At 46.1% G+C, this 14,307-nt stretch carries 7 protein-coding genes; 5 read left to right on the top strand and 2 right to left on the bottom strand.

Annotated elements, in window-relative coordinates:
- The first annotated feature begins 187 nt into the window (after positions 1-187).
- The 5 genes from ACESMA_RS10775 (at position 188) to ACESMA_RS10755 (ending at position 13,627) form a co-directional block, all read left to right on the top strand.
- Positions 188-5,434, top strand: coding sequence for a DNRLRE domain-containing protein (locus ACESMA_RS10775; RefSeq protein WP_372948819.1), 5,247 nt, complete (start codon positions 188-190; stop codon positions 5,432-5,434).
- 77 nt (positions 5,435-5,511) lie between these two features.
- Positions 5,512-8,739, top strand: coding sequence for a SusC/RagA family TonB-linked outer membrane protein (locus ACESMA_RS10770; protein WP_372948818.1), 3,228 nt, complete (start codon positions 5,512-5,514; stop codon positions 8,737-8,739).
- Between the two features lie 11 nt (positions 8,740-8,750).
- The gene (locus tag ACESMA_RS10765) at positions 8,751-10,334 is read left to right on the top strand and encodes a RagB/SusD family nutrient uptake outer membrane protein (RefSeq protein WP_372948817.1); all 1,584 of its coding nucleotides are present in this window, start codon (positions 8,751-8,753) and stop codon (positions 10,332-10,334) included.
- A gap of 12 nt (positions 10,335-10,346) precedes the next feature.
- Positions 10,347-11,510 (top strand): FISUMP domain-containing protein, encoded by a 1,164-nt coding sequence (locus ACESMA_RS10760; protein WP_372948816.1) that lies wholly within the window; start codon positions 10,347-10,349, stop codon positions 11,508-11,510.
- Positions 11,511-11,584: 74 nt separating this feature from the next.
- On the top strand, positions 11,585-13,627 hold the full coding sequence (locus ACESMA_RS10755) for a hypothetical protein (RefSeq protein ID WP_372948815.1): 2,043 nt from the start codon (positions 11,585-11,587) through the stop codon (positions 13,625-13,627).
- A gap of 48 nt (positions 13,628-13,675) precedes the next feature.
- On the opposite strand, the gene ACESMA_RS10750 is transcribed toward ACESMA_RS10755, so the two are convergent.
- A complete protein-coding gene (locus tag ACESMA_RS10750; RefSeq protein ID WP_372948814.1) occupies positions 13,676-14,113 on the bottom strand; it encodes a type II toxin-antitoxin system VapC family toxin in 438 nt (145 codons plus the stop codon).
- Positions 14,103-14,307, bottom strand: a 205-nt coding sequence (locus ACESMA_RS10745; RefSeq protein ID WP_372948813.1) for a DUF6364 family protein, incomplete at its 5' end; no start/stop codon positions are given. The genes ACESMA_RS10750 and ACESMA_RS10745, both read right to left, overlap by 11 nt.

Here is a 14,307-nt window from a genome sequence, read left to right as displayed (position 1 = left end):
CAATAAATAAACAATTCAATCCCCCATTGTCATATGGCGAACCCCTGTGCCCTTTTCTTAATATTCGGTTTAACTGGCACAAAATTCCATCTCATTGATACAATTCTCCACAACCGCCCGGAGAGGATCCGGTAATTTTACATGGTTAAAAAATGAAATACAATTCATTCATTAAAATCAATAAACTATGAAGAAAATTTACTTTTTTCGAACAATTTTAACCGGGTTAATCCTCCTCATTACTTTGTCGGGAATGACCCAGGTTACGCTGAGTGCCGCGGATGATGGTACAGCCAGGAAAGAAATTCCTGAAGAAAGCATCAACACCAAACATGCAACTAACATTTTTGTATGGAAAACCGACACCACGGAAGCCATTGCTTTTGTGAAGTTTGAAATTGGCAGGTTCCAGGGGAAAATTGTATCTGAAGCCATTTTCTCTACACGTGCTGCTATGAAAGCAGGAAAAACAATGACCGTAAAACTGACCAAAGTAGCCAGCTCCGATTTTACGCGCGATTCGCTTACCTGGAGTAACAAACCGGGAACCAGCGACGAACTGGCAACGGTTGAACTTATTGATAATTCAGCCAGGAAGGAATATACGCCCAATGGCACAAAACTGGCAGATTACATCAACGAAGCGCTGGCTCAGGGGAAACAGTACATCGCATTTGGTATTCAATTCAAATCCGGCGACGGAGGCGAGTTTTCCTGGGCAGGTGGTAAAGGCGACGGTTCTTACGGCCCTCAGCTTGCTTTAACTTTTGATGAAGGATTCAATTACTGGCCGGTGGCCGACGGGGTTGCATTTAAGGAAAATGCAGACACCACGGCGTTTTGGAAAGGAAATACCAATATTTACATTTGGAAAACCGACACCACAGAAGCCATTGCCTTTGTAAAATTCAGCCTGCCGGGCTTTGCCAATAAAACAGTAACCTCGGCGGAGTTTTCCACCCGTTCCGATATGAACGACGGTAAAACCATGACCGTAGCGCTTTTGGATGCCAAATCAACAGCGTTTTCCCGTGAAACGGTTACGTGGGACAACAAACCTGGAACCGGTGCTGAACTTGCTACAGTTTTGCTGGATGATGACTCCGGACGAAAAATGTATATCCAAACCGGAACAAAACTCATTGACTACATTAACGGCGTTTTGGCTTTAGGAAAAGAAGATATTGCCTTTGCCCTGAAATACAAAAGCGGCGACGGAGGCGATTTTAAATGGATGGGTGGAAAAGGCGACGGATCTTATGGCCCAATGTTAAAAGTTACGGAAGGAATTGCTGTTGCCGGTTACGCTTCCGACGACGGATTTGCTACCCAGAATCATCCCGATTCAACGGCCAATGCATTTGCCAACACCAATATTTTTGTATCCAAATCTTCCGATACAACCGAACAGGTAGCCTATGTCAAATTCAACATCAGCGCTTTTGCCGGCAGAACGGTTGAAAACGTGAAATTTTCAACCCGTTCCGACATGAACGAAGGTACTACCATGACCGTTGGATTGCACAAAACCGGAACGGATTTTACCCGGTCTGAGTTGACCTGGAATAACCGCCCGGCTGTTGGCACTGAAGTGGCCACAGTGGTTATGGAAAAAGGTTCTGCCCGCAGGTACTGGGTATCAACCGGAAATGCTCTGGTTGACTATGTCAACGAAAAACTGCGGACTGGCGCTGAAGAAATCGCATTTGCCCTAAAATACAAAGAAGGCGACGGTGCAGATTTCAAATGGTGCGGAGGTAAAGGCGACGCGACATACGGACCGCTGCTCGAAATGGAGTTCGGCTATGGATTCAATTCCTACGCTGTTGACGACGGTTCGGGCTTCCAGGAAAATCCGGATACAACTGCCTTCTGGAAAAACAATACAAACATTTTTATTTACAAAACTGACACAACACAGGGGATTGCCTACGTCAAATTTGATGTAAGTGCGCTGGCCGGTAAAGCCATTGCCAAAGCTACCTTTTCTACACGTGCTGCTATGAAAGCCGATGGAAAAACAATGACGGTATCGCTGGTCGAATCAAAAGGCACAAATTTTACCCGCAATGAACTTACCTGGAACAGCAGGCCGGCAACCGGAGCAGAACTGGCTACCGTGGTAATTGAGCGTTCTTCTGCCCGCAAAGATTATATTCCGGTGGGAACCAAACTCGTGGATTACATCAATGGCAAACTTGTCGCCATGGAACCCGAAGTGGCTTTTGCCATTAAGTTTAAGGAAGGCGATGGCGGCGACTTTAGCTGGTGCGGCGGAGCCGGCGACGGTGCGTATGGCCCGCAACTGGTTATGGACCTGGTTAAACCGGTTTCCATCGATACCATTACCGTTATTGAAGATGCCTACGCACTGGAAGCTTATCCTGATTCTGTTGGCGAAGGCGTTGCCGATATGCAGATTGGCCGCGACGATGCTGGAAATGCCGGCAAGGAAACCTTCCTGAAATTCCCGCTGGATGATAAAGAGTATCCGGTAGGAATGGCAACCTTGGTTTTAAAAGGAGCTTTATTTGATGGAAATCCGGAACAACCGGAAAAAATTACTGTTGTGGTCGCGGGCACATCAAATGCCTGGGGAGAAGACTCACTGAAGTGGACCAACAAACCCGCAGAGGAATCAGAAATTCTGGTTACCTACGATATAACTGAAAGCGCCAACCATCATTTTACAAGCGATGCGCTGACGCATTATGTAAACGATGTGATTCGTGCCGGAGGTACCGAAATTAGTTTTGTTCTGAAAGGGAAAGACGACACCGGCGCAAACCGCGCATGGGTTTCCGGTAAAGAATGGGTTCCGGGAATGATGATCCTGGATTATACAGTTGCGCCTCCGGTTCAGGAAGGGAATGTAATTGAAGATGCCTATGTTTCGCAGGTGGAAGCCGAACGCGGAAACAATTATGGCAGCGAAGCCGACCAGCATCTCATTAAAGATGATGCTAACGAAAGCAGCAAATGGATCTATTTTAAATACGATTTGAGCAAAGCTTACGATAATCCGGTTTCTGCAACCCTGAAACTTTATGGTTCCATTCACAATACGGCTACCGAAATAACAGAATTCGATTACCAGATATTCGCTGCAAATAACAATAACTGGTCGGAAGACACGCTAACCTGGAACAATAAACCGGGTGTAGGAAATTCTGTTTTACTTGAAGGATCCCTTGTTGCTACAGGCGCGTGGTACGAATTGAGTTCGCCGGCATTCAGCAAATTTATTGCTGATGCAGTGAAAGACGGAAAAGAACAGATTACGCTTGTGGCCAAAGGAAAAGATGCAACACCCGGAAACCGGGCATGGATTTCAGGCAAAGAATGGCGGGCCAGCTCGCTCATTATCAACTATGAGCCGCAGGTGGAAGCCCCGGTATTCAATCCAAAACCCGGAGAATTTATTGCCAGCGTTGATGTTGAAATTCAGACTGCTACACCTAACGCAACCATCTTTTACACGACCGATGGCACTGAACCGTCAGATGCATCAACTGAATATACCGGCAAAATAACGCTGAACGAAACATCCACCCTGAAAGCCATTGGATATGCCGGCGAGTTGAAGCCGAGTATCGTGGCTTCCGGAGAATACATTGTCCACCCGGTGGGCGTGCCTGAATTCTTCCCGTCGCCGCTGGTAACTTACACCGATGACAATCCGCCGGTGGTCCTCATTACTGTTCAACCTGACAATGCTGTTATTTATTATTCCGACGATGGCAGCGACCCCGCAACACCATATCCTGATGGCGGTATTCCAATTTCGCAAACCACAACCATCAGGGCACAGGCATATACAGCCGATGGTACTTACTCAAGTGACATCGTTGAGGCAACTTATATTGTGGAAGCCACGGTTGAAGGTATTGGTGTAGGCCCGGGCGGAGTGGGTTATCCCGACAATTCCATTTCAGGCCAGCCCGAAAACACGTTGTGGTTAATGGCCGACAAACTGAGCGGATTAAACGATGGCGATCCGGTTTCAGTCTGGCAAGACCAGTCGGGCAATGGCAACGATGCCACCGACGTTTATGCCGGCACCCAGCCAGCCGACTATCATAAAACCATTGAAGCTGCACCTGTTTTTGTTTCCAGCGGAGTAAACAACGATATGCCGGCAGTAAATTTTGGCCCCATTGAGGGGCGTGATCCGGCCATCGGAGCATTGGCTATTCCTGACGAAATGAACGGGAAAGAAGGATTCGACGGAATGGGAGGCATGTCGCTTTGGTTGGTATTGAAACGAAACACTGTGGTGAGTGATTTTACAGCCATCGTAGAAAAACGTAATTTTTACCAGGGTCCCGAAGAAAACGCCTGGGTGCTGCAGTACAACGGTGGCGGTGGTCCGGATGAGTTCAACTTTGAAATTCGCAAGGAAGACCGGCTCGTAACCAACGGCCAGGCCATTACCGACAACGAAAACACCTACATAATTGGTACCGATTTGAGGGCATTCGACCGGGTTACATTCTGGAAAAACGGCGCGCTTGGAGCGTCCATGAATTATTCCAAACCCATTAACTATATTGCCGCGCCGCTCGTAATAGGGAACGCACTGAAAGACAACCTGGCAGAGGTTATTTTCTTCAAAAAAGAACTGAATCAGCCCCAAAAAGTTATCGTTCAAAATTACCTGGCTGCAAAATATCAAATTGCACTTTCCGGCACGGGAGCATCAGATGTACCTAACATCTATGCACATGACGTTTACACCAACGAGGTTATTGGTGTTGGAAAAGCAAACTACGGGGCAGTTGCCGAAAGTCACCTCGCCTCCTCGGGCGGTGCGCTTCAACTGGAAGCAGTGGGTTCAACTTTCGAAGCTGGTGAGTTTGTATTTGCCGGTCACAACGGAGCTGCAAACAGCGACGATAATGCCTCGAAAACCTGGGCCCGCCGTTGGTTTATCCAGAAATCGGAAGGTGCCGGAGTGGATATAAAACTGGGCTTCGACTTTGCCGCTGCCGGCCTTTCAACACCGGCATCAGTTGATGGTTATGCGGTGTATTATTCAGCCGATGGACAGGAGTTTGCGGCACTGGAAACAGCCGGAACCATGGAAGGGGATGTGATGGTATTCACAATTGCCGCAGTAGAAAACGGTTTTTATGTATTGAGTGCCGGTCCGGTTACCGGGACTCGTTCATTTAATGACATGAGCGGATTGGTTAACCTGTACCCGAACCCGACTACCAATGGCGCCAATGTGGTGATTAACAATGCGGTTTCCGGAATATTCAAAATTAACATTCACAACATGACCGGAAGCGTTGTACGCCAGATGGTTGCCAGCAAACCAGCCGGCCCGCATACAGAACGGTTCAGTGTGGCCGATCTTGCACCCGGTGTTTACATCGTAGAAGTTATACAAGGAAATAACCGTGCCTTAAAACGGTTGGTTAAAAATTGACAATAGTACTTAAATGAAACAGAGATGTGCCGCATAAATGCGGCACATTCTGTTTAAAACATTAATGCAAAAAACTTATGTTTAAAATACGAATTCAATATGGATTCCTTCTACTTTTGCTTATTGGCATTAGTGTTTCAGTGGAGGCACAAACCAGACGAATTTCAGGAACAGTAACAGAAAGGAATGGACAACCCATTCCCGGAGCAACTGTTTTGGTTAAAAACACACAAATTGGAACGGTTACCAATATGGACGGAAATTATTCACTGGATGTTCCTTCAGGCAACAACGTTCTGGTATTTAGCTTTGTAGGGCTAAAAACAGAAGAAGTGGAAATTGACAACCGATCCGTAATCAATATCACCATGCAAACCCAGTCGGTTGATTTGGATGAATTAGTTGTTGTGGCTTACGGTACCCAAAAAAAACGTGATGTGATTGGTTCGGTGGCATCGGTAAAAAGCGAAGAACTGGCGCGTATTCCCACTACTACGTTCGACCAGGCTTTGCAGGGAATGGCAGCCGGTGTGCAGGTTACCAGTAGCAGTGGGGTTCCCGGTTCGCCGGTTTCCATAAAAATACGGGGAATCAGCTCCATATCGTCAGGCACCGATCCGTTATGGATAGTGGACGGAATGCCCATCTATTCCGGCGGCGGACTCGAACGCACCCAGGGTTCAACCGGCCAGTCGCCCATGTCGCTCATCAACCCAAACGATATTGAATCCATTGAAGTACTGAAAGACGCCGCAGCAACGGCAATCTACGGGTCGCGGGCATCCAACGGTGTCATCATCATCACAACAAAACAAGGTACAAAAGGCAAAGGTTCCACAACGATTGATTACAAATTCGGTGTAGCCGATTTAGTGAGAAAAGCTGAAGATGTAGGTTTTACCAACACAATGGAATGGTTCGGTTTGGTTGAAACAGCCCGCAGAAACTCCAATAACGGAGAAGAAAATCCGTTTCGCCCCAACGACATTCTGGCATTTTTCCCCGAACCGCGCATGGAACTCAACCGCAACGAAGCATTGACTATCAATACCAACTGGTTCGATGAAATTCTACAAATCGGAAATTTTCATGAAGTGAATTTATCAAGTACCTGGGGATTTGAAAGAGGTGCGTTTTATGTTTCCACCAACTACCGCAAAGATATCAGTGTATTAAAAAGCAACGAATTCGAGCGTTTTTCAGGCAGGGTGAACATCGATTTTGAACCGGTAAAAAACTTTAAGGTGGCCTCGCGCATCAGCTTTTCCTACACCAACAACGACCGTGTAAAAACAGCCGTTGGCGGCGCTGTAGGACAAAGCGGTGGCGGCACACAGGGAGGATTCGGACGGGCCAATCGCCAGGCTTTACCCTGGTTTCCAATTTATGATAATTCGTACGGTCACGGCTACTGGAATCCACTCTCCGGAAACAACCTTGTGGCCGGCATCGATAAAGACCTGACCATAGACCAGGTAAAAAATTACCGCTCCATTGGCGGACTGTTTTTTGAATACCTCATCCCAAAAATTGAAGGATTATCATTAAAATCGGAAATCACTTATGACTTCATTCAGAATAATTCTGTTTTCTGGATAACCGATATTTTACGTGAAGAAGGTTCCTATGCTTCAGAGCAGGCAGTAACGCGCCTGAGCATCAATTACAACCTTTTTGCCAGTTACGTGCGGCAATTTGGCGAGAATCATTTTGTTTCGGCGGTTGCCGGAACCGAATCGCAGCGCACCAGTGCCTACACCCGGCAACTGGAAGGCCAGAACCTGAAAGGAACGTATAAACAGATTGGCAGGCCCGACGATATGCTAAGCATGTTTGGCGGCCTGGGTGGCGAAAAATACCTGAGGGCTTTTTTCGGGCGGGCCGATTACAAATTTAAAGACCGCTACCTGGCTGGCGCAAGTTTCCGTCGCGATGGCATTTCAAATTTTGAACCCGAATTTCGCTGGGGAACATTCACCGCTTTTTCAGCCGGATGGATTCTCACTGAAGAAAACTTTCTGAAAAATTTTAAACCCCTGAATTTTCTGAAAATCAGGGGGAGCTTCGGCCAAACCGGCAACGAAAATATTCCGGCAAATAAAACGGAAACTACTTACAGCGTAAGCACCGGAAGCCGTTATGGCACACAGGATCTAATCAGTGCCGGAACGCGGGTAAGCAACATCGGTGTTCCTTCGCTTACCTGGGAAACCACCAACAATATTGATTTTGGATTCGATTACGGTTTCAGCAACAACCGCGTTTCGGGTTCGGTGGCTTACTACTATCAAAATGTAACCGACATGTTGCTGGCATCGAGCCTTCCACCCTCGGCAGGTGTGGCCGGCGGACAAATCTGGAGCAACATTGGCGACATGAAAAACCGCGGTTTCGAATTCAGCATTAAATCAGTCAACTTCGACAAAAACAGGTTCAACTGGACGACCGATTTCAACATAACAACCAACTCGAACAAAGTAACCCGGCTCACGCCCGAGCTTGACGTTTCGGGAAAAGGCATTGGCGGAACAACGCGCGCCGTTACAGGTGAAAGCTTATGGACATTTTTTATGCCCGAATATGCAGGGGTGGATCCTGAACGCGGGGTAAACCTGATTTATGAAATTGATGTGGACCACTACAATGCCACAGGTGAAACCGTAAAAACAGGGCGGGTTATTCCTGCCACCAACAACAACCTCTCAAATCACCGGGTATTGCTGACAGGGAAAACAAGCATTCCCAAATGGTATGGAGGGCTGAACAATACCTTTAAACTGGGCAATTTCGATGTCAGCATGCTTATCTCATTTTCCGGCGGAGACTATTTTTACGACTACGAAGAGCAGCGCACAACCGATGTTCAATACGGACAAGTAGTGCTTCGTAAAGACATGATTGGCAACACCTGGACTCCGGAAAACCGCGATGCCAAATACCCTGAACTGCGCTGGCAGGGCAGCTACCCCTGGGACTGGGATCCCGAAGCACCAACCAACGATCCGCTCGCACCAAACGGGAAAGGCGATTGGGTGGAACGGCCGGGGAACTACAAAAACGAACAGTACAACTTTTCAAAATACCTGTATAAAGCCGATTTTGTAAGGCTGAAAAACCTGATGGCCGGCTACACCATTCCTGCGGAATTAACACGGAGGGCAGGCATCTCAAACCTGAGGATGTTTGTGTCGGGAACAAACCTTTTAACCTGGACACCGGAATACAAAGGCTGGGACCCTGAAACACAAGGGGTAAATTTGCCTCCGCTGAAATACCTGACTTTTGGTGCAACTGTAACTTTTTAAAAGGGAAAATTATGAGAAAGATATTTAATACGATAAAGTACGCGTTGGTACTGATTATATTGTTGAGTGCAGTTTCCTGCAACAATGAGGAATTTTTTAAACTGACCAATCCGCCTGAATTTCCCTGGCTGAATGTAAACCAACTTGAAATGGCTGCAGTAACACCTTATCACCTCACTTTTGGTTCCGACTGGGGTAGCTACTGGCAAAATTACTGCCTGCTTACCGATTGCATGTCGGATTACATTTATCTGCTTCCCAATACATCGGCTGATATTCCATATTCCGAAATGTATTACCGCACAACCGATGTTCGGACCGGAAAAACCGACGGTATGTTTAACGATATTTACCAAACGATTGGCGCCTGCAATGCCGCTCTCGATTTTTATGCTGAAAACGACAATGTTCCTTTTCCCAATCCAACGGAAAACGAAATGGCCAACCTCACCAGAATCAAGGGAGAACTCCATTTTATGAAAGCTTTTGCCTATTTTATTGCGGCAAAGGTTTTTGGTCCCGATCCCTCATCTCCTGATTTTGAAACCCTCGATGTACTGCCCCTTCGGCGGGAATTTCCGAAAGATATCGAGCAGGCCAACAAAGTGGAATTCGGCACAGCAAGCGAAGTTTACGACATTATTCTGGAAGAACTGGAACAGGCAAAAATGCTGCTTCCTGAACAGTTTATTGCGGGAGTCCATCATCCGTCTTACCAATATGGACGGGCCAATAAAATGGCCGCCTCGTTTTTGCTGATGCAGGTTTATTTTCAATTGGGTGATGTACAAAATGCATTAAACGAGTGCAACTTCATTATTAACAGCGGATACTTTGCCCTCGACCAGGCCCCGCTGGAGGCATTCAGCCACAGCGATCCGGAAAAAGGTAACGAAGTGATTTGGTATGCTTTGTACTACGATGATGTGAAACAATCCATTGCCAAGGTTTTTACCAGTATGACCAAAAGCCACTACACGGCAGTAAACGGCGGCAGGGGCGAAAGTTGGAGCCGCTGCCCCTGGAACCAGTTTTGTATGAGTCACGAAGCTGCCCGGTATATCGGTTGGATGAACGAAAACCTGGAAGAAACTGAAGAAGCCAGAAATGACAAGCGGTACACACAGCTTTACTACCGTTTGGAAGGGAATAACGGAGATCCACAGGCTGATCCAACGATTTACGAAACACAATATGCACACATCAAACAACCTTACATTTGGGGCGATAAATATTTTCGTGGTGTTGACGGACGCTACACAAATGTTCCGGTTATGCGGCTGGCCGAAGTTTACCTCACAAGAAGCATACTCCGGCTGAAAACAGGAGATGCCAGTGGTGCGCTGGCTGATTTAAATAAAATTCGCGAAAGAGCCGGCCTGCAGCCACTCAACGAAGTATCAGAAGAACTTATTGACAGGGAACGAATAAAAGAACTGGCATTTGAGGGCGATCGGTTTGCCTGGTTACAGGCAATGCAAAAACCCATTGGTCCCGGCGACCGCGAAAATGTGCAGCCCATTCAGCCGCCCTACAACCAGTTATTCTGGAAAATTCCTCAACTGGAACTCGATATGCAGAATCAAAACGAATAAAAAAAGTTGGCAATGAACAAGATATTGAAGACAAAAACGATAATGGGAATGGCTCTTTTGATTTTTGTGATTTTTTCCTGCAAAGAAGAAGAAGAGGTAATACCACGACCAAAACTTACTGTGGAAACTGTCAATCCTTCGGCTTACGGAGCAAGTGACGGGTCCGTCGACTTAACCATTGAAGGGCTGGAAAACACTCCCTATGAAATTTTCTGGAGTAACGGGGCAACCACCGAAGACATTTCTGGGCTGAAGGCAGGAAATTACGCAGTAAAAATCATTTACCTCGACAAGGCTGTTGCCAACCGGGCGACAAAACTTACCGACCCAGCCCCCACTCCGCTCAACCTGAATTTTTCAGTAGAACAACCTTCTGTTTGGGGCTACAAAAACGGAAAAATTACCCTTTCCATTTCCAACGGTGTGGAACCTTATTCGTTTTTATGGAGCACCGGGGCAACCACACAAACCCTTGAAAAGGTAAAAGCCGGAACTTACTCCGTTACAGTTACCGATTCCAATCCGCACGGAGCGGTATCAACTTCAGGAACGGTGGTGGTGGAGCAACCCGAATTTGTGTGCGGACGCGACAGCCTCATGGACGTGGATGGATTTAAATACCCTACTGTTGCCATTGGCGACCAGTGCTGGACGGCGGTAAATATTCGCACCATTCACAAACCGGGCTGGAATCCTGATGATGCCACCCTTGACGAAGCGGAATACCTTATTGACGGCAGATTCTGCGAAGCGCTGAAATGCAACGGACCGTTAGGTGCCCATTACACATGGGAGGCGGCTGTAAACGGAGAACACTCCGGAGGAATCGTGCAGGGAATTGCACCCGAAGGCTGGCATATTCCCAGCCGCGATGACTGGAAAAAGTTTAACGACTGGCTTCGCATAGACGGGAACGGTGGCCCGGGTCCCAATGTGCCCAACAAAATCAGAGGCGAAGACAGCTCGTCGGGCTTTGACGCTTTGTACGCCGGGAACTGGGGATATGGCGTTTTTACAGGAGAATTGGCGGCTTTCTGGTCATCAACCGAATTGCTGGATGCGGAGGGGAATTCAACCGGGAGAGCTTACTACAGGCTGGTTAATCCGTTGCCTTTGTTGGGCGAAGGTCATGACATTATTGAAAAAGGACTCAGCATAAGATTGATAAAAGATTAGATACTTCACCTATGTAAAAAACCCGGTTAGCGGCTTGAAGCTGCTTTCCGGGTATTTTTTCAAATTTCAGGACTATGACAAACAGGCTTCGGGTAGGTTTAATCCTGCTTTTATTTGTATTCAACGGTTTAAGTGTGAATGCGCAGTTGGAAACTACGCGTCCCGGAGTTTGGATGACCTATTACAACGGAAAAGACCTGAAGAAAGATTTTACCGATATGAAAAACCACGGCGTAGATGCCGTTGAGGTGGGAATATGGGGAATTGAAGGAAACAGCCGGGCCAATGAAGTGCTGAAGGCTGCCCGGGAAACCGGTATGGAAATTATCATTGGCCTCCCGGAAGTAAGTGAAGAAGCATTTAATTTCCCGGAGGATAGCGTGGAAAGGGCGGTTATGCTGGGCGGCGCATACCAGGGAAAAGCCATCGACCGGTTCCGGTTTACTTTCACCCCTGAAAAACACACCATAACCATTGAATCGCCCGTGTATGACAGCACCAATTGTTACGGAAACATTGGACGCTATTTTATGGGACTCACTCCGGTAAAAGCCGAGGTAATCGTTAAACAGGCCGGTTTTGATGGCCTCCAGCACCTGAAAATCATTGAGGCAAAAATTACTCCTGAAAGGGAACATTTCTGGAATATGTCATTCGACCTGACGGGTATTGAAGGCGATTTGGAGAATGTATTGCTAGCTGTTTACTGGATTTCTGAAGGAACGCGCGATTACTGGATATTTGGCGATGCAGTGTCCCTTTTTTCCGAAGGATTTAAAAACCGATTGGAAAAAGAAATCAGAGCGGTAGTTAATTCCTGGAAAGCAGCCAATGACGGCATCTTTCCCGAAGAGATCATTGCCATCCGCTACGGCGATGAATGTTTCCACCTGAGCGGCCACCTCAATTCCGAAGCCTGCTCTTTTCCGGTTTGGGATTACTCGGAAAGCGCAGTGAAAAAATTCAAAGAAACTTTTACCGGTGAGATTCCTCGGGGAGTGGGTTTTACCGATATGTTCGGGCACGAAGCGTATGCAAAATGGATATACAATTTTCATGAAGCGGCTGCACAATCGGTGAAGTTTGTCAAACAGTGTTTGCAGAAGGAAGGTGTGGGCCATTTGCCGGTTTTTAGGAATACCACACGCATGAACATTTTCGATGTGCTCAACGATTACGACGGCTCGGGCCAGGAAATGCTGTCAAAGGCTTTCGATTTCCTGCACCTTGACCCATATCCGGTTAATAGCAACGGGTACGATGAAAGAACCATTCCGCGCGATATGATCTACATGGAAGGTTTTTCGCGAAGGTTTAGCAAACCCATGGTTCCATGGCTGCAGGCCCATGTTTACGGACATTTGCAGCACCCGTCACCCGAACACATTTCGAAAATGATGGAACAGCAAAAGCAGTTTCCTTTGCGATCCATCATTTGGCTTGGTTACGGATATGAAAAATCGGGAAACACATTTCCTGCAAGTAATCCCGCTTCGTGGGAAAGAGCCAAAGAGGAGCATGCAACATTCAAAACATATAAACATCCGGAAAACAATGCTGATTTTGCTGTTATCAGACCTTACACCGCCCGAAGTGTAAGAGGGATTGACCACTTCACTGCCGACCGTTTTTTGACTGACTACCTGCTGGAAATTGCCGTTTTTGATTTTAATCTGAAATACGACGCATTTGAACCGTTTGATTGTTCTGAAATTCAACCTGAAAAATTGAAAAAGTATCCGTTTGTAGTTGCTGAATTGGGCATCATCAGTGAAAAAACACTGCAGCCATTTCTGGAAATACAAAAACCCTGTTTGCTGATTATTGCCGGTGCTGAGGCTGAAACAAGAGGCTCCTCATTGCAAAACCTTGGAATATCAAAGATTATTTCAGGCGAAGAAATCGGGGAGGGCAATAGTCATTCAAAAATTGCTTTGATGAATGCTGCTGCTCAAGTTGAATTGGAATACAATTCAAAAATTCTTTTTTATAAAAACAACCAACCGGCTGCATGGGAAAAAGAGAATCGGATAGTGATAATGCAACTGCCCGAAGAAAATCCAACTGAATTTGCCAAAGAAATGTTGGAACGACTGGTTTCAAAACTGACTGACTGAGTAGTCAATAAAAAACTCTGACGCAATTCTCTTGAATTTATCCAGGTGTTAAGATTTGCTCTCGTTAATTTCTTTCATTTTCAAAAAATTCAGTGGTTTCATAACTGCTATTTCTGAATTTCTGTAATCTTTTATATTTCGTGTAATAATGGCGTCTAATCCACTAATAGTTAATGCTGAAGAATATTGAACGGAGTCTTCAAAGTCTTTGAAGTCATTTTTTAGAGCTTGTATCACTTCTTTCTTCGTTGTTCCGATAATTTCAGTCATCTCAGTTAGCGTTTCTATTACTTCAAGTGCTTTTGTATGTCCCAAAAACTTTCTTACGATATAGTAAATGTTGTTTATACTCAGGGCTGATAAAAACAAAATAACCTTGCCCTTTTCTCTGAGATCAAAAAGCTCACTTGCAGGATTTGCATGTGGTTCCCTGTCTGTAAAAAAGTCAATGACTACATCTGAATCTATAAACAGTTTAAACGCCATATTTTTTTGATAATTCTTCGGTTAAAATTTGTTTATAGTCAAGATTTTCATTGGTATTGATTATCCCTCTTAGTTTTCTAACCTTAGCAGAGATCTGCTTTGGTTTAATTTTCCTCCTGTTCACGGTTATCAATTTAAAGTAATTTTCAACCATTTCAGAAAGACTTAGTCCTTTTTCTTTGGCGTATTCTTTA

Source organism: Mariniphaga sp., from assembly GCF_041687215.1.
GTDB lineage: Bacteria > Bacteroidota > Bacteroidia > Bacteroidales > Prolixibacteraceae > Mariniphaga.
The sequence above is the reverse complement of the archived record's forward strand: the minus strand, read 5'-3'. Positions and strand labels throughout refer to the sequence as shown.